Origin of the sequence: Pseudoalteromonas sp. B131b, from assembly GCF_037162545.1 — a bacterium.
Taxonomy (GTDB): domain Bacteria; phylum Pseudomonadota; class Gammaproteobacteria; order Enterobacterales; family Alteromonadaceae; genus Pseudoalteromonas; species Pseudoalteromonas fuliginea.
On record NZ_JARLUZ010000002.1, the window covers coordinates 772688 to 796594 of the forward strand.

General features: G+C 38.2%; 21 protein-coding genes and 3 pseudogenes. 15 read left to right on the plus strand and 9 right to left on the minus strand.

Annotated features, from left to right (window positions below; genetic code table 11):
- Positions 1-68: 68 nt before the first annotated feature.
- Positions 69-1049, minus strand: coding sequence for an IS4 family transposase (locus P4S65_RS21345; protein ID WP_337121148.1), 981 nt, complete (start codon positions 1047-1049; stop codon positions 69-71).
- A 228-nt stretch (positions 1050-1277) separates the two neighbouring features.
- Between P4S65_RS21345 and P4S65_RS21350 the strand changes: the two genes are divergently transcribed.
- Positions 1278-1616, plus strand: a complete 339-nt coding sequence (locus P4S65_RS21350) for a carbon starvation protein CstA (RefSeq protein WP_096794278.1) — start codon at positions 1278-1280, stop codon at positions 1614-1616.
- Positions 1617-1743: 127 nt separating this feature from the next.
- On the opposite strand, the gene P4S65_RS21355 is transcribed toward P4S65_RS21350, so the two are convergent.
- Positions 1744-2424 (minus strand): SDR family oxidoreductase, encoded by a 681-nt coding sequence (locus tag P4S65_RS21355; protein ID WP_337121149.1) that lies wholly within the window; start codon positions 2422-2424, stop codon positions 1744-1746.
- Between the two features lie 275 nt (positions 2425-2699).
- Here P4S65_RS21355 and P4S65_RS21360 point away from each other — a divergent pair, with 275 nt between their 5' ends.
- Positions 2700-3554, plus strand: coding sequence for a mechanosensitive ion channel family protein (locus P4S65_RS21360; RefSeq protein ID WP_337121150.1), 855 nt, complete (start codon positions 2700-2702; stop codon positions 3552-3554).
- A gap of 81 nt (positions 3555-3635) precedes the next feature.
- On the opposite strand, the gene astB is transcribed toward P4S65_RS21360, so the two are convergent.
- From astB to P4S65_RS21375, 3 genes are all read right to left on the minus strand, one after another.
- Positions 3636-4982, minus strand: a complete 1347-nt coding sequence (gene astB, locus P4S65_RS21365) for an N-succinylarginine dihydrolase (RefSeq protein ID WP_033039790.1) — start codon at positions 4980-4982, stop codon at positions 3636-3638.
- Positions 4983-5619: 637 nt separating this feature from the next.
- The gene (locus P4S65_RS21370; RefSeq protein ID WP_337121151.1) at positions 5620-6726 is read right to left on the minus strand and encodes an L-dopachrome tautomerase-related protein; all 1107 of its coding nucleotides are present in this window, start codon (positions 6724-6726) and stop codon (positions 5620-5622) included.
- A 45-nt stretch (positions 6727-6771) separates the two neighbouring features.
- On the minus strand, positions 6772-7206 hold the full coding sequence (locus P4S65_RS21375) for a MarR family winged helix-turn-helix transcriptional regulator (protein WP_337121204.1): 435 nt from the start codon (positions 7204-7206) through the stop codon (positions 6772-6774).
- Between the two features lie 123 nt (positions 7207-7329).
- Between P4S65_RS21375 and P4S65_RS21380 the strand changes: the two genes are divergently transcribed.
- From P4S65_RS21380 to P4S65_RS21400, 5 genes and pseudogenes are all read left to right on the plus strand, one after another.
- Positions 7330-7758, plus strand: a complete 429-nt coding sequence (locus P4S65_RS21380; protein ID WP_024594483.1) for an organic hydroperoxide resistance protein — start codon at positions 7330-7332, stop codon at positions 7756-7758.
- A gap of 164 nt (positions 7759-7922) precedes the next feature.
- The gene (locus P4S65_RS21385) at positions 7923-8279 is read left to right on the plus strand and encodes a metalloregulator ArsR/SmtB family transcription factor (RefSeq protein WP_096794284.1); all 357 of its coding nucleotides are present in this window, start codon (positions 7923-7925) and stop codon (positions 8277-8279) included.
- A 32-nt stretch (positions 8280-8311) separates the two neighbouring features.
- Complete coding sequence (locus P4S65_RS21390) at positions 8312-9322, plus strand: ArsJ-associated glyceraldehyde-3-phosphate dehydrogenase (protein ID WP_337121152.1); 1011 nt, start codon at positions 8312-8314, stop codon at positions 9320-9322.
- A gap of 24 nt (positions 9323-9346) precedes the next feature.
- Positions 9347-10563: pseudogene (gene arsJ / locus P4S65_RS21395) on the plus strand (organoarsenical effux MFS transporter ArsJ).
- Positions 10564-10668: 105 nt separating this feature from the next.
- On the plus strand, positions 10669-12789 hold the full coding sequence (locus tag P4S65_RS21400) for a methyl-accepting chemotaxis protein (RefSeq protein WP_337121153.1): 2121 nt from the start codon (positions 10669-10671) through the stop codon (positions 12787-12789).
- Between the two features lie 66 nt (positions 12790-12855).
- Here the strand turns inward: P4S65_RS21400 and P4S65_RS21405 are convergent, their stop codons facing one another.
- Entirely contained in the window at positions 12856-13443 is a 588-nt protein-coding gene (locus P4S65_RS21405) for a TetR/AcrR family transcriptional regulator (RefSeq protein WP_007377108.1), read from the minus strand.
- A gap of 111 nt (positions 13444-13554) precedes the next feature.
- Here P4S65_RS21405 and P4S65_RS21410 point away from each other — a divergent pair, with 111 nt between their 5' ends.
- Positions 13555-14097 (plus strand): carboxymuconolactone decarboxylase family protein, encoded by a 543-nt coding sequence (locus tag P4S65_RS21410; RefSeq protein ID WP_007377107.1) that lies wholly within the window; start codon positions 13555-13557, stop codon positions 14095-14097.
- Between the two features lie 62 nt (positions 14098-14159).
- Here P4S65_RS21410 and P4S65_RS21415 read toward each other — a convergent pair.
- Positions 14160-14691, minus strand: a pseudogene (locus P4S65_RS21415) (hypothetical protein).
- A 51-nt stretch (positions 14692-14742) separates the two neighbouring features.
- Between P4S65_RS21415 and P4S65_RS21420 the strand changes: the two are divergent.
- The gene (locus P4S65_RS21420; protein ID WP_337121154.1) at positions 14743-15114 is read left to right on the plus strand and encodes a DUF1294 domain-containing protein; all 372 of its coding nucleotides are present in this window, start codon (positions 14743-14745) and stop codon (positions 15112-15114) included.
- 90 nt (positions 15115-15204) lie between these two features.
- On the opposite strand, the gene P4S65_RS21425 is transcribed toward P4S65_RS21420, so the two are convergent.
- Together P4S65_RS21425 and P4S65_RS21430 are read right to left on the minus strand one after the other, a co-directional pair.
- A complete protein-coding gene (locus P4S65_RS21425; RefSeq protein WP_007377104.1) occupies positions 15205-15552 on the minus strand; it encodes a hypothetical protein in 348 nt (115 codons plus the stop codon).
- A 208-nt stretch (positions 15553-15760) separates the two neighbouring features.
- Positions 15761-17734, minus strand: coding sequence for a serine/threonine-protein kinase (locus P4S65_RS21430; RefSeq protein WP_008137777.1), 1974 nt, complete (start codon positions 17732-17734; stop codon positions 15761-15763).
- Between the two features lie 523 nt (positions 17735-18257).
- Between P4S65_RS21430 and tagH the strand changes: the two genes are divergently transcribed.
- The 6 genes and pseudogenes from tagH (at position 18258) to tssM (ending at position 23895) form a co-directional block, all read left to right on the plus strand.
- Positions 18258-19529: a type VI secretion system-associated FHA domain protein TagH gene (gene tagH / locus P4S65_RS21435; RefSeq protein ID WP_337121155.1), complete on the plus strand. Its 1272-nt coding sequence runs from the start codon at positions 18258-18260 to the stop codon at positions 19527-19529.
- Between the two features lie 39 nt (positions 19530-19568).
- Positions 19569-20008 (plus strand): annotated as a pseudogene (gene tssJ / locus P4S65_RS21440) (type VI secretion system lipoprotein TssJ).
- A 16-nt stretch (positions 20009-20024) separates the two neighbouring features.
- Positions 20025-21353 (plus strand): type VI secretion system baseplate subunit TssK, encoded by a 1329-nt coding sequence (tssK, locus tag P4S65_RS21445; RefSeq protein WP_008137773.1) that lies wholly within the window; start codon positions 20025-20027, stop codon positions 21351-21353.
- Between the two features lie 19 nt (positions 21354-21372).
- Positions 21373-22401 (plus strand): type IVB secretion system protein IcmH/DotU, encoded by a 1029-nt coding sequence (gene icmH / locus P4S65_RS21450; RefSeq protein ID WP_337121156.1) that lies wholly within the window; start codon positions 21373-21375, stop codon positions 22399-22401.
- Positions 22329-22652 carry an OmpA family protein gene (locus P4S65_RS21455; RefSeq protein WP_337121157.1) on the plus strand — a complete coding sequence of 108 codons (324 nt, stop codon included), beginning with the start codon at positions 22329-22331 and terminating at the stop codon, positions 22650-22652. The genes icmH and P4S65_RS21455 overlap by 73 nt, the downstream gene beginning before the upstream one ends.
- A gap of 10 nt (positions 22653-22662) precedes the next feature.
- Complete coding sequence (gene tssM, locus P4S65_RS21460) at positions 22663-23895, plus strand: type VI secretion system membrane subunit TssM (RefSeq protein WP_337121158.1); 1233 nt, start codon at positions 22663-22665, stop codon at positions 23893-23895.
- The last annotated feature ends 12 nt before the right edge of the window (positions 23896-23907 follow it).

Here is a 23907-nt window from a genome sequence, read left to right on the forward strand (position 1 = left end):
CGATTCTTAACACTATTTGCTTGAAATTTTATATGCCACTTTCTTTTTTCTGCTTCACACCCTATAAACTATAACGCAGTGCTCGCTATTGTGGCTATCAAGCATAATATTCCTATTCTATTTATGCCGGTGCTTTTACTAAAACGCCACGAAAAACCATATCTCAAACTTTTGTCATCGCGGAAATTTTGCTCTATTTGCATTCTTTTACTATATAAACCAACTACTCGCTTACTCGTCATTGTATTGTCTGATGTCGCGAGTAACCATGGCTCTTTCGCTAAGTTTTGATACATTTTTGTATCTTTCGTAAATCTGCTTTTTCCTTTTCTTCCTTTATTTTTTCCATGATATACGTGTAAAAATGCATCGCATGCTGTCGGGCTGGACTGAGTTAGTCTTGCTTGACCTAACGCCTTTGGTATATCGCTGGCACCAGCCCTAAGTTGTTTTAATGTATGCCATTGTGATTGCATGGCTAGTTTACACTTCATTGAGCCTCTTAATCGACCTATCATATGCCAACCAAGTTCGCGTACTTTACTATACCAAGGCGTAAGAAAGCCGCCGTCTGTTACAATATAGACACTAGGATGTCGTCCAAGCACTTCATAAAGTTCATCTAAAAACAGGCTGTTGGTTGCTGGGCTATCAAAATTCTTCTGCTCAACAATCATGTTATAAATCACGATAGAGCGCCCATCCACAAGTAAGCTTGCTCGCAGTAAGTGATAGTCGTGACCACAGGCACCGCTCCAGTCAACGGCAATTGCAAGCATTGGTAAAGAGTCGATAATAGGATGAGCTAATGCTTTATAGATAGCGACCCTTTCATTGTAGAGGTGAGTATTTTTTAAGAAGCGATCAACGCGTTTTATTTTATGTTTTACATCCACAGCGCCAGACAAATTTCTGCCGATTTCAGTTAAGGTAAGTTTATTGCCCGAAATTAATGCATTACTGCAGCTTAGTAATGTTTTTACTCTGGCATTATTGAATGGCGCTAATGCATGTTTAAAGTACTTATGGCAAACTGATGTGTCAGGCATAGCAGTTGTGACTTATGTGGGTTGTGGTGATTTACATAAGATCATAAATTGCTGTGCCTGTCACGTTTTGGGGATTCGTCAGCCCAAAGGGTTCTTCCTAGGGGCTATTTACTCCTTGTTGCTCGGTTCTTACTTAGCCCACTAGGTTACAAACCTCGCGCCGCGATTAAATAGCCCCTAATTTGAACAAATTTTAATCCGTAAAGATCAACAGACCCTAGGATAATAATGAGAACACTTCAGCTTTTAGGTTTTATACTTGCGATTGCAGGGTTTATTTTAGGCTACGTGATGCTAGCCTCAATTGATGGTGAAGCATCCGACGCTTCAGCAGGAGGTGCAGGCATAGGCGTTATGTTTATGGTGTTACCTATTCTTGGTTGGTCTGCGTTAATATTAGTGCCCTCTTCAGTAGCATTGTTCAATCATAAAGTAAGAGAACGCACTTATTTCAGAGGCAATTTTTGGCTAAACCTTTGGAAAGTAAACCTAGTTATTTCTTTTGGATATATTGCCGTTGTTCTATATTTTGCTTACATATGGTTTAAGGGCAGCATTGGCAATTAACAAAGCCTCTAAATGTTCAATACCTTTAATTCATTCTTACCTACTAACATCTAACCCAAACTAAGCACTACAACCATCAGGCTTAACACCATTAGTATTAAACCTAACAGCCCAAACTAAAGAATGTTTAATTAGTTGGCATTAAATAAATCTCGCGCACACTGTTTCGCTGGTTTGCTTCAATAGCAAACAGTACGGCGTCGGCTACATCTTGCGGGTCGAGTTTGTCGGGTTTAGCGTCATCAAAAAATGGGGTGTTTACCATGCCTGGGGCTATGGTTGTGCAGCGGCCGTTCCACTCGCTCATTTCCTCAGCTAAGTTTTGTCCAAAGCCATAAGCAAACCATTTAGTTGCCCCATAAATAGAGCCTCCTAGTGGCTTACGACCAGCAGCTGAGCTGGTTAATATAAAGTGACCTTTGTTTTGGCGTAAATGCGGCAGTGTTAATTTTGCAGTCCACAGCAGCGCTTTAATGTTTATGTCGATCATCGCTGACCATTCATCTGGGTCACCTTTTTCGGTGCCTGCGGTTGAAACGCCCATGCCTGCGTTAGCAAAGGCCACATCTAATCGGCCAAACTTTTCAATGCCTTTGGTAACTACGTTTTCAAGCGCGGTAAAGTCGGTTGCATCTGCGGCTACGCCCAGCGCATTATTTGAGCCTAACGACTTTACTAACTCAGTTAACTTATCTTCGCGTCTAGCGGTAAGTATTACTTTATGACCATTATTTACAAGGGTTTTTGCGGTTGCTTCACCAATGCCACTTGAAGCGCCGGTTATGAGTACTATTTTTTCTTTTGCCATAGATAACCTCTTTAATGAACGTTAAAAACTTAAAGTCACCATACCAATAAACGATTAACCTACATTGAATAGTCGCTATAAATTAGCGATAAATAGGTGTGTTTTGTACTTCAATCATCATGGTTTTTAAGCCGTTATTAAAATTGAAATAAGTGATTAAAAAAGATAGGTTTAAATTTTTTATTCTATATACTCGCGCCACTTCTTTTGAAGTCGGTTTTTATTAGATTTAACCATTATTTTGCTGAGTGTCAGCAACATTTATCGGAACAAACATGAAAGATAAACTCTTAGCGTTTTGGCAAAGCCATTCAGAAACAATCATCACTTTAGGGTACAAAGTGATTTTAGCGTTGGTGATTTTAGTTGCGAGTGCCTTAATTGCACGCTCGGTTAAAAAAGCGATTAAAAACTCTAAATCGCCATTAAAAAGAGTAGATAGTACGCTACTCCCGCTTTTATCGAGTATTGCTGGTTATTTAGTTTATATAATTGGTGGGCTATTTATTTTAGATATTTTTGGCGTTAATACGGCAAGCTTAATTGCGCTAATGGGTGCTGCTGGTTTAGCGATTGGTTTAGCCCTTAAAAATACGCTGAGCAATATTGCTGCGGGTATTATGCTGCTAATACTCAGACCTTTTAAAATAGGCGACTTTGTTGATGCCAGTGGCACGCTTGGTACTGTGAGTGAAATAAACTTGTTTACCACTATTTTTAAAACCACCGACGGTCTTTATATCGCATCGCCTAACGGCAAAGTGTGGGGTGGCAATATTAAAAACTTTACCCGTAATGGCAAAAGACGAATGGACATAGTGGTGGGTATTTCGTATGCCGACTCAATTGACGTTGGCTTAAATGTACTTAAAGAATTAGCCGCATCAGAGAGCCGATTACTCGCAGAGCCTGCACCTAAAGTAATGGTGACATCAATAGGCGAAAGCGCAGTAAACATTCAATTACGTGCGTGGGCTGTTAATGGTGATTATTGGCAAACTGTGTGGGATTTAAATAAACGTGTTAAAGAAGCTATTGAAGGCGCAGGGCTGAGTATTCCGTTTCCGCAGCGTACACTGCATATATCTGAGTCTATGGCATCGGCAGTAATTGTTAACAAAGATACCTAAATATGTATTAACATAAACACAAATAAAAATAGCGAGCCTTGGCTCGCTATTTTTGTATTAGCCTTTGTGTAGGCTGAGGTATTAACCTTCTAATTGAAAGTCGTACACTGAACCTAAATTAAGTAGCTGCGTTAGCTCATCAAGTGCTTGGTAGCTCTCGGTGAGTAGAGCTGAGTCTGCAAAGTCACTTGCACCTAATTTGTCGCGGTAGTTACGTTTTGCCCAGTCACACAGTTGTGTATATTTAGTATCAGTTAAAATAACCTCTGGGTTTATTGCAGCAAGTTCTTGCTCGTTAAGGGCTACACGTAAACGCAAGCAAGCTGGGCCGCCACCATTTTGCATACTTTGGCGTAAATCAAAAAACTGTACTTGGTTTACTGGGTTATCAGCCATGATCATTTCTTCAATGTAGGCGTTAACTGCGCTGTTGCGTTTACACTCTTGTGGTGCCACTAACAGCATTGAACCATCTTCAAGGCTCACTAGCTGGCTGTTAAATAAATAGCTACTTACAGCGTCGGTAATACTTACTTTATCGGTAGGTACTTCAATAATGTAAAATTCTTTATTGCCCACATACGCTTCGCGAATATCTTGCAGTGCCAAAGCTTGGTTTAAAAATGCTTGCTGGTGGCACAGTAATACGTTGGCGTTACCTACTGCAATTACATCGTTATGAAACACACCTTGGTCTATTACGTCTGGATTTTGCTGTAGTAAAATTTGGCTTGAATCTTTTAAGTTATGTAAACGGCAAATTGCTTCTGAGGCTTCGAGTGTTTGCCTTGCAGGAAATTTAGCTGGTTTTGGTAATTGGCTGTTAAACGCGCTGGCACCAAATACAAACATTTCAAGGCCTTGCTCGCCGTGGCTGTCACAAAAACGAGTATGGTTTGCTGCACCTTCGTCGCCAAAAAAGCCTTGGTCGGGTAAATGGGTATGGTGCGCAAAGTATTTGTCGTTGTTAAACATCGCTTTTAATAAGCGTGTAGTGGTTGCAGGCTCTAATGAACGATGAAACTTATTATTTAAATTAGCTGAAGTAAAATGTACTTTGCCGTCGGTTGTATCAGGAGATGGCGATACCGTAGCGGCATTGGCTGTCCACATTGCTGACGCTGAATAACACGCGCGTAATAAAATAGGATCAGCTTTAAATGCTTTATGAATTACTTGTGCATCATTACCGGTAAAGCCTAAGCGGCGCAGTACGTTTAAGTCGGGGCGCGCATGAGGGGCAAATACACCTTGAGTTAGGCCTTTGTCGTGCATCGCTTTCATTTTTTCAAGGCCTTGAAGCACTGCCTCTTGAGGATTTGAAAAGCTTGCTGCGTTATTTAACGAGGCAACATTACCATACGATAAACCAGCGTAGTTGTGAGTAGGGCCAACTAAGCCATCAAAATTAACTTCCAAAGCGTGCATACACGTTCCAACTAAAAATTTTCAATAGGATGCAACAATACAACGCAATAGGGCTGCTTGCAAAGTTATAAACGCAGTGTTTTTACTAATTTTTTCGACGTTTTTAAATGTGGAGTTTATTACAAGGGGGTTGTTTTTATATTGAACGATTAATTTGAAGTTTAATTAAAATGTACACATAAATTTCATAGTGTGCAAAAGCTTAGCCTAAAGTAGGTTTTTACATTTAAGCTTTATGCCAAGCCTTTACACAATACGATGTTACTTAACATAGACGCGCTCTTTGTCAGCGGTGGTATGGGTATTTGTTGGATCATTAACTTGCCAAACGCTAATGTCTAAACGCCATAAAAGGTAAAGGGTATGGTATAAGTTGAACATGGTTTTTCCTTGGTATTTTCACTGAACACATCAGTTTATAGGAAGAAGTATGCCAACATTAACTTGAATATTTTATGAATAGAAATCAGGTATTTAGTATTTAAGTGTAAATACGTACTAAAGGATTAGCACCAAAGCGGTGAAGTATTTTTAAAATATGCACCAGTGTGGTGTGTTTTTAACAAAAAGCCCTGCAACTATTAGGTCACTTAAATGTGCAAGGCTTTTTTAAAAATGTAGTCACTTGAAAAGTAAATTAGCGGCCTACTTTTCCTTTTACTAAAGGCTCGAACGACATTACTTTAAACTTACCGTGGCTTTGATTTTTGCCATTATTAAGTACAGGCGAATTATGTAAATCGTCAACGGTAAAGTATATTTTATGATCGGCTCCGTAACTAAAGCCATCAGGCCAGCTCAAACGTTCGTCTTTAAATAATACTTCGTAGTCGCCAGTGGGTTTAACTACGCCAATTGCGCCATTGGTTATGTCGGTTACATATATGTTACCGCCGCCATCAACAATAATACCGTCTGAAATTGGCTTAGTGCCGTAACGCGTAACTTTGTCTTCAAGCGCTTTAGCCCAAAGGCTCTCGTTATTTATATCGCTGGTGGCAATGCGGTAAACCGACGTGCCCGACATTGAGCCAAAGTAAAGCCAGTCTTCGTTAGGGTCAAGCGTAATAGGGTTAACACCTAAGCGGGCAGGTTGGCCGCCAAGGCTCATTGTGCGCCCATCAATAACCATATCGATATTTTCGGCGGTGGTGTAATGGCTATTTTGCAACACTCTACGTGCGACACCTGTTTTAAGGTTTACCGTAATAATAGCGGCTTGGCTGCCTTGGGCTGTGTCGGCAATGTATACAACGCTATGCTTATTATCGATGACTAAATCGTTTAAAAATGAGGTGTCGGTAATGGTCGGTTTAGCCAGATAAATAATTTTGTGCAGTTGCTCTTTGTTTGTATCCCAACCTACTAAGCGCCCAGCGTGATCGGGCCCTGAAGTGTCGAGCATCCATAACACGCCATCGCTTGATACGTTTATGCCAAGTACGTCGTAAAAACCTTTACCGTTATTGTACGCGTATGCCCATTCTTCATTAGGGTAGGGCTTAGTTGTACCATCGCTTAAAAGTTCCATAATTTTTTGCTTTTGGCCAAAAAAGCCATGCACAGATAAAAATTTTCTGCCTGATGGGGTAATAGCAATGTTGCCCGGTGGGTGCTGCGCATCAAATGTGGCTACTGTTTTTAAATCAGCATTTTGGCCAGCGGTGTTAGCAGTTACAGCGTTGCTACCTAAAAGTGCCGTGCTACACGCCGCTGCTAATAGTAATTTTTTAATATGAGTCATTTTTAAAACCTTTTAAAACACGTTTATTGTTTAAAAATTAAGAGCCTAATCGGCTAAGTCGTTTACTACTAAATCGAGCAGCTGCATCAACTGCTTCGCTTGCGCTGCATCTACACTATCAAATTTACATAAAATATTTTTAGGAATATCGGCTGCTTTTAACTTGAGCGATTGGCCATGCTGGGTTAGCTGCACTAGGCGTTTGCGTTTGTCGTGCTCATCTTTAATAACAGCCAGTAATGATTTGTCGCTCATTTTTTTGAGTATTTGGGTCATAGCACCGCCGTCTATCGCGGTTTTATCTATTAGCTCTGCAATTGTTATTTCGTCTTGCTCCCACAGCGCCATCATTACTACGTATTGCGGGTAAGTTAAATTTAGCTCGTTTAAAGGCTCGCGATACGCACGCGCAATGCTGTTAGATGCCATGTATAACCGATGGCATAACTGATTTTTTAACTTTAATTGCTCAAACGGCATAACGTTATCCTTTATTTCGATACATGCTATTTTAATTTGCATGCAAAGTATTTGCAATCTCTAATTACTTGTTCTATTATTTTGCACACAAACTAAATTAATTACTAAACTTTGGAGTTCATTATGAATGTATTACAAAACGTAGCTTACACTGCAAAAGCAACTGCAACTGGCGGCCGTGAAGGCGTAGCTAAATCTGATGATGGTCGTTTAGATGTAAATTTATCAACACCTAAAGGTTTAGGCGGAGACGACGGACAAGGCACTAACCCAGAGCAATTATTTGCCGCAGGTTATGCAGCATGTTTTATTGGTGCACTTAAATTTGTAGCAGGTAGTGAAAAAATAGATTTACCAAGCGACACACATATTAATTCACAAGTGTCTATTGGTGCTATTGAAGGCGGTTTTGGTATTGCAGTAAAACTTGCTGTGTCACTAGGTGATATGGATAAAGCTGCAGCGCAAACGCTTGTAGATAAAGCACACCAAGTATGCCCATATTCAAACGCAACACGTGGCAATATTGAAGTAGAGCTTTCAGTTATTTAATAACTAAATAAAGAAAAGTTATAAAAGCACACAACGAGAATTAGTCGTTGTGTGCTTTTTTGCGTTTAAGGCATAAAAATTAAATATACGATAAATCGTATATTCACTATTCCATATATTGTTATTTTGTTTTATTGTGTATGCATAAGCACAGTGAGGACAGTATGGAACAATTCAACCCACTTCAATTTTATAAATGCCTAGCGGACGATACGCGTTTAAAAGCAATGTTGCTTATTAGCGACCAAGAAGAGCTATGTGTATGCGAACTGGTTGCTGCACTTGAGCTAAGCCAACCTAAAGTGTCTCGCCATTTAGCACAGTTAAGACAATGCGGATTATTGAGCGACCGTAAACAAAATCAATGGGTTTATTACAGTATTAATAAAGCCCTGCCAGAGTGGGCTAAAAATGTATTAACGCAAACGCTTACTGCTAACCCTTCATTTTATGAAAACGATTTAACGCGCTTAAATGTTATGGGTAATCGCCCTGAACGTATTACTAGCTGCTGTAACTAACTAATAAATTAACTTATTAAAGGTATTTAATTATGACTATTAAAGTAGGTATTAACGGTTTTGGCCGTATGGGGCGTTTAACTCTGCGTGCAGCAGTTGATTGGCCAGAAATAGAGTTTATTAAAGTAAATGATGTAGCGGGCGATGCTAAAACCCACGCACATTTAATTGAGTTTGACTCAGTACATGGGCGCTTAGCACAACTGGTTTCTAGTGACGATAATAGCTTTAGTGTGGGTAAACACACGATTGCAGTTACCAACAACAAAACCATAAACGAAACTGATTGGTCAGATTGCGATGTAGTTATAGAAGCCAGCGGTAAAATGAAAACCACTGAACTGTTAAATCAATATTTAGCGAAAGGTGTTAAGCGTGTTGTGGTAACCGCGCCTGTAAAAGAAAACGGTATATTAAATGTAGTAATGGGTGTAAACGATGATCTTTATAACCCAAGTGAGCATAAAATTGTTACGGCTGCTTCTTGCACAACTAACTGTTTAGCGCCAATAGTAAAAGTACTGCAAGAAAAAGTGGGCATTAAGCACGGCTCAATGACTACTATTCACGACATTACTAATACTCAAACAATTATTGATGCACCTCATAAAGACTTACGCCGTGCGCGCTCGTGCGGTACTAGTTTAATCCCTACTACAACCGGTAGTGCAACGGCTATTACGCATATTTTCCCCGAGCTTAAAGGTAAATTAAACGGTCATGCTGTGCGTGTACCTCTTACTAACGCGTCAATTACCGATTGTGTTTTTGAGCTAGAGCGAGGTGTTACACAAGATGAAGTAAACACTTGGTTTAAAGACGCTGCAAATAACGAGTTACAAGGTATTTTAGGCTACGAAGAAAGACCGCTTGTATCTATAGATTACAAAACAGATCCGCGCAGCTGCACCATAGATGCGCTTTCAACCATGGTAATTAACAACACTCAACTTAAACTATACGCTTGGTACGATAACGAGTGGGGTTATGCAAACCGTACTGCTGAGCTAATGCTTAAAGTTGCACAAAGTGATTTTGCTTAATCTCGTTTAAAAAGGTTTAACGCTATGCTTGCGCAGTTAGCTAATTTACCAAGTTCTATAAAGCAATATTTAATAATTACTGGTAACTATTGGGCATTTACTTTAACTGATGGTGCGCTACGCATGTTGGTGGTGCTGTATTTTCATCAGTTGGGTTATGGTGCATTTGCGATAGCCATGTTGTTTTTGTTTTATGAAATATTTGGGGTGATCACCAATTTAGTAGGTGGTTGGCTTGGCGCGCATTTAGGGTTGAACAAAACCATGAATGTAGGGCTTGGGCTACAACTTGTCGCCTTAGCCATGCTTTGCGTGCCAGGGGATTGGCTAACCGTTGCCTATGTTATGGCAGCGCAAGCACTGAGTGGCATAGCAAAAGACTTAAATAAAATGAGCGCAAAGAGCGCCATTAAGTATTTAGTACCACAAGACGATGCAGGGCAAAGCCAATTATATAAATGGATTGCCATACTTACCGGCTCTAAAAATGCGTTAAAAGGAGTGGGCTTTTTTTAGGCGGCTTACTACTTACGTTATTTGGGTTTGTGGGAGCATTAATAAGTCTAATTATTTTACTTAGTGTTGCGTGGGTTATTAGTTTAATTTTTTTAAAAGGCGATATTGGTAAAGCTAAAAACAAACCTAAGTTTAAAGAATTATTTTCTAAATCGCGGGCAATTAACTTACTTAGCGCAGCGCGTTTATGCTTGTTTGCGGCGCGCGATGTATGGTTTGTAGTTGCACTACCTGTTTACTTAGCCGCTCAGTTTAACTGGGATCATTGGTGGGTCAGCGGCTTTATGGCTTTGTGGGTAATTGCTTATGGGCTGGTGCAATCGCAAGCACCGCGAATAACTGGGCAAGGTGATTCAACTTCACATTCGGTCAAAAAAGCGTATTGGTGGGTCGTTTTATTAAGTGGTGTAACTGGCATTTTAGCGTTGTTGATGCAATTGGATATAGCGGTACATTTTACGCTTGTAATCGGCTTACTTATTTTTGGTGGAGTATTTGCTGTAAATTCATCGCTGCACAGTTACTTAATAGTAAGTTTTGCTAAAAATGATGGGGTGTCACTCGACGTAGGCTTTTATTATATGGCCAATGCGATAGGGCGTTTGCTTGGTACGGTGCTTTCTGGTTGGGTTTTTCAAGTATATGGGCTTAGTGCGTGTTTATGGGTAAGTGTTTGTTTGTTAATAATGGCGACAATTACGACGGCATACCTGAAAAAGCAGTAAAAACCCAATTAATTGTATTAAATTCAAATTGTTTGATGATATTCATAGCTTCATTTTTTAAAACTACTAAACTATAGCTGTAGATTTAATCAAAAGGTGTATGGAATGCGGGAAATATCGTTAGCAAAAAAGTTACTCTGGCTTACCGTCGGGAGTATATTTATTACAGTATTGGTACTTTCTAGTGTTTTATGGTGGGAATTATCATCAAGCAATGAGCAGTTAGCGAGCAAATCTGAAGAGTATATCGTTGCTGAGGTTGAAGAAAAACTTAATGCTAATGCTGCAGTATATGGTGAACGAATTGCTGGCTTTGTTAACGAGGCTTACCGAGTTCCGTATTCATTAGCCGCATTACTTGGTGATGCTGCAAAACAAAATACGCTAAGTAGAGATACAGTTGTAAGCATAAACCGCTCTATTTTAGAAAATAATACACTTTTATCTTCTATTTATTCTCAGTTCGAAGCTAATGCTTTTGATGGACAAGATGCTCAATTCCAGCGGGGCTTTAAGCATTCTGTTGATGGTGATGGCACGCTCGAAGTCTATATTACTCGGGACGAGAATGGTACGGTAGAACAGCAAAAAGTGGCTAATGCAGCTGACAAATATATAACAAATTTGAACGAATTTGGACTTCGCGAAGCTGAATGGTACTTATGTGCAAAGGATACGCTCACACCATGTATTATGGAGCCTTACCTTTACGAAATTCCGTCTGGTGATTCGGTAATGTTAACGTCATTAACAGTGCCAATTTTAAAATCTGGGCAGTTTATTGGTTTAGCTGGTGTAGACTTAACACTGCCTACTTTTCAAGTGATGACTGAACAGCTTTCTAAACAACTCTATAACGGTAAAGCAAAAGTAACATTATTGAGTGACATAGGCTTAATTGTTGGCAGTAGCCATTATAAAACTAAACTAGGGCGTCCACTAAAAGAAGCGATTAGCTCGTCGTTGTACAACGATATTGAAAAGTCAAAAGGACAAAGCGGTATTTTTAAGGTTAATAACGAGTACCTTGTTAATTACCCTATCAATATTAAACTTGCCAATAAGCAGTGGTCTTTAATTATTGAAGTACCAACAGAGCTTGCGCTCGCAGGTCCTGAAGCGTTGGCTGAAAACATGCAAGAAACTGCAGCATCGTTAGGGTCTATTATTTTAGTAACCGGTTTAGCTATAGCTGCAATTGCATTTGTTATAATGAAATTAGTGGTTGGCGGCATCGTTGCACCGCTTCGACAAATTCAACAACGTGTTGATAACCTTGCAAGCTCTGAGGGTGATTTAACGCATACATTGCATGTTGATAGCCACGCTGAACTTATTGCATTAGCTGGTGGGTTTAATCGATTTTTAGCAAAACTACGTGATTTAATTTCTGAACTAAAAGCGGTGTCTGAACAAACCAAACAGCAAGGCGAGATAGCGCAACACATTGCCATAGATACAAAGCAAAATGTGCAATCGCAATTTCAAGAAATTGAAAGTGTGGTAACAGCTATGAACGAAATGAGCGCAACAGCACTCGAAGTTGCCAGAGCATCAGAACAGTCAGCGCAGCAGGCAGATGAAATTAATGGCTTAGTGGTTAGTAGTGAGTCGAGTTTGTCGTCAGCGATGAGCCAAGTTAAAACTATGTCTGAAGAAATTAAAGAAGCTAACCAAGCGGTTGAAAAAGTAGCATCGCGTAGTAAAGATATTACGCAAATTTTGGATGTGATCCGTACCATTTCAGAACAAACTAACTTATTGGCACTTAATGCGGCAATTGAAGCTGCGCGTGCTGGTGAACATGGCCGAGGCTTTGCGGTAGTTGCTGATGAGGTAAGAGCGCTTGCGTCTAAAACGCGTTCATCGACTGACGATATCAGTAAATTGATCGATAGTTTGTTACACGAAGTTGGCAATGCCTCAACTGTAATAGAAAAAGGCGTAGTGCGCGCACAAAGTGCTGTTGATGAAACCTCAATTGCATTTGATGCTCTTCACAGTGTAGTGGTTAAAGTTGATGAAATAACTAATCAAATTACACATATTGCCACGGCAGCTGAAGAGCAAAGTTTAGTAACTGAAGAAATAAATCGTAATTTAACACTTATATCAGATGCAGCTTCGCAGCTATCCGATTTATCGGCACAAGCAGGCGATAGCAGTGAAGTACTCAACAAGCTTGTAACGCAACAAGATTCAGAGCTTAATAAGTTAAAAACGTAATATTGAACGTAAAAAAATAAAAAGGCAGCAATTAAATTACTGCCTTTTTTAATTAAAACAAGCGGTTTATAGGTTTTTCATGAGCGCAAACATTTGATTGATCATAGGTTGGGCCAGTAGTTCAACGCCTGGTCGATTAAAATAACCACGTAACCCTGTAAACTGAATCTGAAAAAAACGTGCGTACTCAATAGCTGTTAATTTATCGCTCAACTCATTTTTTGCTATTGCTTGCTCGAAAAGTACAGTGAGATAACCTTCAAACTTAGCCGCTAAATCTAAACTCAATTCATATAAACTACTGTTTTTATCGGCAAACTCATTGTTAGCTTTTACTAACATACAGATTGCACTCGGGCTACAATCTTTGTTTTTAATTACCACATTTTCTACAAATGCACGTAAGCCACCTAAGGTTGTGTCTGACGAAGATAAAAAACCGTCAATTTGGCTTTTCATTTGCACCGTATAGTCTTTTAGTGACTCACTATATAGCCCCTCTTTTGAACCAAATGCAGAATAAATACTGCCTGGTCGCATATTAACGGCTTCTTGTAAGTCTCGCGTTGAGGTTGCATGAAAGCCTTTTTCCCAAAATAATTGGCTGGCAACACGAACAACATTTTCGCGTTCAAATTTAACCTTATTAACCATTTCATTCTCAATTAATTTGAACAGTTGCTCAATTTTAACTTGAACAGTCGCTCAAAATCAAATAGTATGTGTTTCGAAGTTACATAAACCTAATTATTTTTGGAGCGAAACATGGCAGAATTTACTTTATACACGGCAGAAAATGCACCAGAAGAAGCAAAACCACTTTTAGCTGATTCAGTAGCAGCATTTGGTATGCTTCCTAACTTACATGCAGTAATGGCTGAAGCACCAACATTACTTAAAGGTTACCAAGTACTGCATGACTTGTTTCAAAAAACGTCATTTAATGCAGAAGAGCTAACAGTAGTATGGCAATCAATTAACGTAGAGCACGACTGTCATTACTGTGTTCCTGCTCACAGTGGTATTGCAGCGGCAATGAAAGTTGATCAAGGTATTGTTGACGCACTTGTTAACAAAACACCACTTGAAAACCCTAAGCTAGAAACTCTTCGTGAGACTACACTTGCAATGACACGTGAACGTGGCGTGATCAGCGATGAGCAAATCGAAAAATTCTTTGCCGCAGGTTACGCTAAGCAACAACTACTTGAAATTATTGTAGGCTTGTCTCAAAAAGTAATGAGCAACTACACTAATCACCTTGCTGATACACCAGTAGATGATGCATTTAAAAAATACGTAAAATAAATACGGTTTTATAAATGACAATAGGCAGCTTAGGCTGCCTTTTTTGTGTTTATAAATTGCGATTATTTAAACTTAACGGCTTTTGTACTGCGTGTATAAATACGTTGTTCGGGCTTTGTCCACTCCCCTTTTTTAAATAAGAGATTGATACAATGAATTTATCGTCTTTTAAATCACTTGTAGACTTAACCTTAGTCACTCCCTCTTTACTGCCTGTTACTTCTTCGTAGGCTACAAACTGAGTCGGGCTTAATACTGTTATAGTGCCTTTTGTATAAAAACCTGCTGTTGTGAAGTAATAAAAGACGAGTGACTTTTTTTGCTATCATAAAAAATCGTCGATTCGCCGCCATACTCACCCTCATTAATAGAGTGCATAGTACGAATAGCTTTACCGTTTAGCGTACGTTCCCACCTGCCGACATCCTGAACTGGCTTTGCGCCTGAGACTACCTTAAAGTCGGTTTGCCAAGTGCCTAAGTAAGGCTGAAATATTGCTAGCTCTTTATCGAGGGTTAAGTTGTTTTCGTCCGCGTAACTAAAAGTAAATGAACAGAGGAGCAACGCTAAGAATAACGCTTTAAAATGTGTCATAATTTAACTCTTATTTTTAAATTCTGTGCGTTCAGTATAGGTGATAATTAATTGATAAAAAAAGCCTTAATAACAATATCGAGTCTTTTTATTGCTTTAACTTGGCTAGCTTACATGCTTAGCTATATTGCTCTTTATATACCAATTTATCTCAGTATTTTGAGTATGTTAACATTTTTAATGTATGCTTGGGATAAGCGCAAAGCAATACAATCGGCACATAAAAAAGTAAACCGTACGCCTGAGCGCACGTTGCAATTACTTGCTCTGTGTGGTGGTTGGCCAGGTGCATTATTTGCACAACAATTACTACGTCATAAATCTAAAAAACGTCGTTTTATACTTGTGCTGTGGGTATGCATTGCAGTTAATTTAGGTGGGATCGTGTATTTTTGGTTGAATAGGGGGTATTTACTCGTTTGACTAAATAGAAGGTTTGCTGAGCTAACTTAACCTGAACTTTGGTAAATAATATATTACTCAGAGTTCAGGTTACTTAACAGTATAAATGGCTTACTGTTCAGATTGACTTGTTAGTGCTTCATCTAATCCAACAGTTAAAATAGTTTTTTTGTCAACAACGACCCATTTTCTGTAGGTTTGGTATCCAGCTCTGCTGACTTCAATATCGTATTTGCCTTCTTTTAGCTCAATGGCATCTTGATAGACCGGGTTTATGTTCATAATACGAACGCGAGCATCTGCGGGAGTCGTAATAACGGTTAATGAAATTGGTGCTACAACTTCTTCAACATCTACTTTGGCTTCGGTAACAACCTCAGTGACGACTTTATCAACTGTTGAGGTGGTTGAACAACCGCTTAGTAATAGGATGGCTGCAAGTGCGCTTAAGTTTTTCATCGATACTCCATTAAGTAATTTAAAAATGTTGAAGGTTACGAAAAATCTTGGAGGAGTGTCTTAAAAGCTCAACTCGTCGTCCTTGACTCTCGTTTAAAAAGCGGTGGATAGTCTAATATGTATCCACCATATATTCAATTATAGTTATTTTCTTATTGCTACGCTCATCATCTAAACAAACTCTGAGTTAGTAGCCTAACTATTTTATTTACAGCATACTGTCTAACGACTGCGTAATGGCCTCACTTCTTTCGACTAATTGCTCCGCAGTTCGGTACATTTTTCGCTTCATTAGAGTATTAGCCATAGTAATATATCGCTTTGACAAATCTTGTTTTAATGTCACTAGAAGAGGAAAATCAGTTGGTAGATCAGCAGACTCTAAATTAATAAGTTCTTCAAACTCTAGTAGCTGCTTGTAATCCTCAATACCTTCCAATTGTTCAGAGTAACGTTGAAATCTTGGTTGATAAAAAACAATAGCATCCGAGAGTGGGTAGGTAATTTGCTCACCTATCGCTAATTTTTTCTGATAAAAGGTCAGTGCATCAATTGCAGATTCTCTTTTGAGTAAATTTGCGAAAAGGAGTTCAGCTTTTTGATTGCTGGTAAATATCGCTTTACCAACATTTAAGAGTGCTTTTTGCGCAATTACGTCATCTTCTTCTACTGCTTTGTCTAACGCTATTTTAAAATTATCAAAATGTAAGGAAGAGGGCTCGTACACGTAGGTATTATCAACTTCTTTTAAGTCTTGAATTAGCTGCGGGATATTATTATTGTCACTTTCGTTATAACGAGACTGTTCTAACAATAAATTAATTCTCGATGTGATATCAAAAATTATTGACTGACGCTCTCTTAGGATGCTCTCTAACTGCACTGAAAGTTTTTCTGAGTCAGGGTAGTAGTCGAGAGCTTTAGAGTAGATTGAAATTGTTTTATCAAAATCTTTAAATTTATTTGAATTATTATTATTAAAGTTATTAGCTCTTTTATCAAAACTGCCTAATATGCTCGTTTGATTTACTCTTAATAGGCCCTGCTTTAATACTTCGTACTGCGGAGGAATTTCAGCTAACTTATCTAAAATATGAGGCCCATTCCAAGACATCCAGGTTTCTACTTGTTGATTAATTGCGTTCGCATTATCAAGTTTTGCCTCTAGTTGCTTTACTTGCACAGTGTTAGCTAATTGATATTGAATAGCTACAATAACTAAAATAACGGATGCTGCGACTAAACCGATCGCTGGCTTTAAATTAGACTTAAGTTTTTTAGAAATAGGTAATAAAGAACTTTGTCGTTGTGACGTTTCTAACGATAGTGCATTATTTATACTTTGCCATAACCAAAGTGGACAATTGCTTGGACGTTTAGCAGTGGTACTCTTTGGTAGTTTATCGGCTGCAACTCGATTAAATGGATGTTTACTACTTAATAGTTCAAACGCAATACATGCGTATGAAAACACGTCATCTTTAACGGTAGCACTGGCACCATTTAGTTGTTCAGGACTTGCGTAGGTCGGTGTATAACCGCCAATATCGCCCAACTCAACATTACTTCTAACGGCATACGCATCTTCAATGTTTTTATGCTTTGCGATACCAAAGTCGAGTACTTTTAAGTCCCCATTACTGTCAAATATGATATTGGATGGTTTGAGGTCATTATGAATCACCCCTCTTGAATGTGCATATATAAGAGCATCAGCAAGCTGTTCTAAAATCACTTTCGCTTTTTTAAATGCCATGCCTGAGGGCTTGTTGCGTTTAATTATTTGTTCTAAAGTTTCTCCCTCAACAAGTTCCATTGTGACGTAATATAAATCGCCATCGGAATCTGCTGAAAACACTTTAACGATGTTAGGGTGGGAGAGCTGTTGTGTTTTTGCTGTTTCGTCTTTTAGAAGAGTAATTGCTTCTTCTGAGTATGAAAACTCTTCTTGCAACACTTTTAAAGCAACAAATGCTTCAGCACGATTTACATTTTCTAAGAAGGTATCACGCGCTCTGTAAATGTAGCACATGCCGCCTTGTCCAATTAGTTCTTCAACCAGGTAGCGATCGGAAATCTTTTTTCCGATGAGGTTAATCTTATTTTTAGCAGAGGTTCTTTTTTGATTAGAATCAAGTGATGCAATTTGAGTTTTGTCACTCGGGTTGTTAATACCGCTCATTATAAATCCTTTTATTGTGTTTATTTAAATAATTACAAAGGTAAGCTTTATACTTATTATCAATTTCCCTCTGATATTGTCGTACATTTTTACAAAAAATCTCGACTATAGCAATGTTTCAATTATTGAATATTTATATCTAAATTTTGAAACAGCTAATTTATACGCTATCGGGAATATTTAACAAATGTAACTTTATAAAAATATAAAAAATAAACCCACTTTTGAGCACATACTTAAGTAAAAAAGAGAGTTTAGGGCGTCAATGAATGAGATTAAGTAATCAAGATAAATCAATTGAGGTTTTACTTTTTCATTTTATAGAGAACGGATTTTGGCCGAAATGTAAAAATATTAACGGCCACAATTGTTCAGTATTTCGATTAAGTTAATATTTATTTTTACAGTATTTTATGGCTCAACAAAAGTCAGTCTATATTTATATATTAATTTCAATGTTGACAATAGTTTCTCTTCTACTTTATCCTACCGACAATAAAGATTTAAGGGACTGACTTATCAAATGGAACTGATACTAAACATAACTAGTTATCATAGACTCTCACCTGAAATTGAAGCATCTAAGACTGTAGTAGATAAACTTATCTTTGGTCGCTCTGAGGCTTGTGATTGGCACCTGCCCGATCCTGAAAAAATAATATCAAGTAAACACGGACAAATCGTAAAAGAAGGTGATTCTTTTTATATTTACGATAATTCAACGAATGGCACCTTTATAAACTTTGCTGTAACCCCACTTGGTCAAGGAAATAGGCAGGTTCTTGCTGACAGTGACGTATTAACTATTGGCGACTTTCAAATTGATGTTAAGTTGGTTGATGATCGCGTTTCACCAGTGAGTAATACCGATTTTTCGGCCAGTCAAAACAGTGATAATAATTACCGTGCGGATAGTAAAGATTCATTTTCACAATCGCATCAGTTTTTAGACGAATCTATTTTAGATGAATCAATGCCTGGAGTTTCTATGGTGCAAGAGCCCTTTTTGAACTCAGGTAACCAGATCCCAGAAGATTGGGATGATTTATCACGCCTGATGAACCCAGAACACTCCGATGCATCAAAACATGACTCTGCGAATGTTCAAGAGTTAAAAACGAATTCTCCATTAGTACAATCGGAAAGTCGAAAAATAGCCCCTAAAGAACAAACTGTCGAGACTGCATCACCAAAAATAGCTGCAAAAAACAGTACTGCGTTATCTGATGCATTTTTAAAAGGTTTAAATATAAAGCCTGAAGTACAAAATTCGTTAAATACAGAAAAGCATTGGTTTGAAATGGGGCAAGGCCTTAATTTATTACTCAATGGCCTTATGGACTCTTTACGTCAAAGAGCGCATGTAAAAAGTCAATTGAGGTTAAATCATACAATGTTTCAAACTGAACAAAACAACCCTTTAAAATTTTCTGCTAATATAGATGACGTTATTCAGAATTTATTCATAAGGAATAGTGCAAGCTTCCTTTCGTCTAAGGAGTCGATAAATGAAAGCTTTATTGACTCTCGCAGGCACGAACATGCGTTATTAGCCGGTGCAGATGGTGTACTTAAAGGGATGTTAGAGCAAGTTTCTCCCCAACAGATAAGTCAGCAAGCAAATGATAATTCTAACGTATTAAAAATTATCCCTGGGCAAATTGAATCTAAATGCTGGAAGTTATATCAGAGTTTACATGATGATTTGTCACAAGACGTTAGTTCCAAAGGGGCAATGGCTTTGTCAGATGATTTTTTAAAGGCATACAACGATAGACTTAAAGAAACGCTTTAGAAAGGAAATTAAACAATGTATAAAATTAAGCTCTACTTAATGAGTTTTAGTTTACTATTTTTAGTACTAGGATGTTCTACCGTTAATAAACTTGTTCCGCCTTCAACAGATCTGATTATTAATGTATCTAAGAATGTTAATCCTGATACGTCGGATAGACCTTCACCTGTAGTTATGAAAATATTTGAACTTAGTTCTCGAACTATTTTTGATACACAAGATTTTTTAGCCTTTACGATACGCCTGAAAAATTATTAGGGCCTGATCTGTTAAAAAAAGACGAGCTTGAATTACAGCCAAATACAGTACAAAAATATAAAATGAGTCTCAATCGAAACACTCGCTATGTGGGGGTTGTGGTTGCTTATAGAAACATTGATCAGGCAAGATGGAGAGCTGTAATTGAAGTTGATCCTACCGGTTATGATGATATAAATGTCAATGTAGAAGCTATTGCTACATACATGAGAGAGAAATAAAAAAAGGATTTGTAAAATGGGTGATAACACTCGTGTTGCTTGGACTGAAGGGATGTTTTTAAGGCCGCAACACTTCCAGCAATCAGATAAACATATTGCGAATGTAATCCAACAAGTGTGCAGTGGTAACCTTGCAGATCCTTGGGGAATACTTGAGGTAGCAATTGATACTGAACTGCTAAAATCGGGTCAATTTGCGATTGAATCACTGTCGGCAATTACCCCAGATTTACTACCGATAGATATGCCTCAGTCAACTTCTTTGCCTGAGCCATTAGTGGTCGGCAAAGATATATATGACGAGATAGTTTATCTTGCAATACCGGCATTGAAAAATAGCGGCATAAACTTATCTGCCCCAGAAGAAAATATTGTAACTCGTTATAAATTGAATGATTTATCAGTGAGTGATGATTTAGTGGGGGCGCAATCTCAAGAAGTTATTCAAGTCGCTAAAATATATAGTAAGTTAGTACTTTCCTCTGATGATCACTCTGGTTATATATTGCTGCCTTTAGCAAGAATTCTGGACGTTAGTAGTGAAGGGCAAATAAAGCTAGATAATAAGTATATACCGGCATCTTTAAAAGTAGGGCAATGCAAGCCTCTTTTGGGTCTTGTTCGCGAAATTGGTTCAATGATCAAACAGCGCTCAGAAAGCATCGCCGTTAGATTGTGTCAAGGATATGCAGGAAGTACATCAGTTGCCGACTTTATTATGCTGCAAACATTAAATAAGTATGATGCAGTATTTGACAACTTATTATCAGTCAATAATATCCATCCAAATATCTTGTATATTAGGTTGATTGAGCTTGCCGGAGAGCTGTCGACGTTTAGTACTGTTAATAAACGAGTTCCTAAGCTCCCTAAATACGATCATAAAAACTTGGGTCAAGTGTTTAGCGAAGTCGTTAACTTTCTATATCAGTCGTTGAGTCATGTTATTGAGCAAACAGCAACTGAAATAAAGTTAGAACAAAGCAAATTTGGAATTTCATTTGGTGCATTAAACGATAAGTCGGTGCTAAATTCAGCTCAATTTATTCTAGCAATAAAAGCAAGTGTCCCGCATGAAGAGTTACGTAAAATACTGCCATCACAGATAAAAATAGGCAGTGTAGAAACTATACGTGATCTTGTTAATAACCAAATACCAGGAATAACAATCAGTAGTTTACCTACAGCCCCAAGACAAATCCCATATCATGCAGGTTTCCATTATTTTGAATTAAATAAACAGGGAGAGCATTGGGATAAGTTGCGCTCTAGTGGCGGAATTGCCATTCATTTATCAGGTAGCTACCCAGAACTACAATTAAGCCTTTGGGCAATTAGAACTTAATTTTAAAGGAAGAGTTTCAATGGACGAAACCATTATCAAACCACGCCCTGGTAGATTAGGACGTGATACCTCTAGTAAAGCAAATACTGACAGTGATGCTGATAAAACGGTGATGTCTGTCGAATCGCCATCGACAAAGCTACCAAGTAGCGTCAAAGTGTCTATCTTTAAAAACCCTCTTTTAGAAGCTGCAACTGACTGTTTTTCAATAGTCATATCTATTAGTCAATCAGCCGAAATGACAAATTTAGCAGCTTTAAAACATCGTTGTGTTGAGGCCATAAAGCGGTTTGAAGTTGAAGTTCGCAACCAAAATTTATCTAAAGATATCATCAACAATGCGCGCTACTGCCTATGTGCTATTCTCGATGAATCGGTATTAAATTCAAAATGGAGCTCAATGGAATGGGCCGATGAAAGCTTATTATCTACATTTCATAAAGAAACATTTGGTGGTGAATATTTTTATACATTACTCGATGACGCGCTGTTACAACCTGAAAAAAACAAGCAATTTTTAGAGTTACAGTATCATTGTTTAAACCTTGGTTTTAAGGGCAAATATAGATTAGATACTGTTGGTGATAATAAAGTTGAAGAATACCGTTCTCAGATGTACCACCTTTTAAATCAATTAGATGGGCCAATCAATAACAAGTTATCACCTAATTGGAAGGAGCGAGTTGCTGCAGGTGTTGAACTTAGAAATCAAGTACCGCTTTGGGTGATTTTTTCTGTTTTAGGGCTCGTGTTACTTGCCGTTTATTTATTTATCAATATGAAACTCAATGATGATGTTTTTGCTATTAATGAAAAACTTGCCGTTATTCATCCACTCGCAAATGAGCAAACTATCGATAAAAAAGACCAGCAATTATTAGTTTTAGAGCAGCTACTACAAACCGAAATACAGAGGGGCATTGTGGTTGTTAAAAAAGTAATGATCGGATCAGAATTTCCATTAAAAGTGAAAGTTTGTTTAATCAAGGTAATTCACAGCTACTGCCTTCTTTTCAGCCTATTCTTGAAAAACTTGCACTTAGTTTAGAGGGAACAAAAGGCAGAATATTAATTACGGGTCACACAGACGACACGCCTATTAGTACCGACAGATACCCCTCAAATTGGCACCTTTCTTTAGCTAGAGCAACACAAGTTGCTAATTCTATGGCTAAAAGTACTAACCTTAGTGGCCGTTTATGGCCTGAAGGTAAAGGGGCCGCAGAGCCAATCGCCAGCAATTCAGATTCAGCTTCTAGGTCATTGAACCGACGAATTGAAATCGATCTATTATTTTAATGAGGCTGATATGAGTTTCTCGCAAAAATTTAAAAAAATGACATACGCTCTTACATCTCGTACCGCGATGCTAATTATAGGTTTCCTAGCTTTATCATTATTGATTTGGTTTGGTGGTCCTTTAATTGCAGTGGCAGATTACGTCCCTTTAGCAAGTATTGCTGCAAGGTTGCTAACAATATTACTTATATTGTTGCTCTTTTCTGTGACAAAAATTTATCGTCTTGTGCAGCAAAATAAAAGAGATGAAAAAATGGCTGATGAGTTAATCGATAGCGATGACTCAGGCGGCAGTGAAGTAAACGAAGAAATCACGACTCTAAAAACAAGAATGAATGAAGCTATCGACTTGTTAAAAGATGTTAAGTTGTTCAAAGGTAAAAATATTTACCAGTTGCCGTGGTACATAATGATCGGCCCTCCTGGCGCGGGTAAAACAACCGTTATTAATAATTCAGGATTGGATTATCCATTAAAAGATAAACTGGGCGTTGATTTAGTTCATGGCATCGGTGGTACACGAAATTGTGATTGGTGGTTTACTAATAAAGCGGTATTGATCGATACCGCCGGTAGGTATACAACTCAAAATAGTCATGCAAAACATGACTCACGAGCATGGGAAGGGTTTTTAGGTCTATTGCGAAAGTATCGTCCACTTAGGCCAATTAATGGTGTGATGATCAGCATGGGTATATCTGAGTTGATGAGTCAGACTAAAACTGAGCGTAACTTGCATGCACGTGCAATAAAGCAACGGCTACAAGAGCTTCAAAATCAGCTTGGGATGACATTTCCTGTCTATGTTATTTTTTCTAAGGTTGATTTAATTGAAGGATTCAGAGAGTTTTTTGGCGAATTAACGGAAGAAGAATGTGAACAAGTATGGGGAGTTACCTTTGAGCTTGATCTTGCTAAAGACACCCAGGTAGAAGCGTTTAATAAAGAATTTCATACTTTAATTTCTAAATTAACAGAAATGCTTAATCGCAGATTGATAAATGAAAGAAACGAAGCGATTAGAGCTAAAATATTCGAATTCCCTAGGCAGCTAAGAGTACTTCAAGGTGTCGCTGATGGCTTTTTAAAAGAAATATTTACACCTAATGCATATGAAGAGCTGCCCATGTTTAGGGGCGTTTACTTAACGAGCGCAACTCAAGAAGGAACGCCTTCTAGCTTTTTGAATGATGTTAACTCAGGTAAAACAGATTATATAAATCAATCAAAAAGCTTTTTATAAAAAATGTTTTAG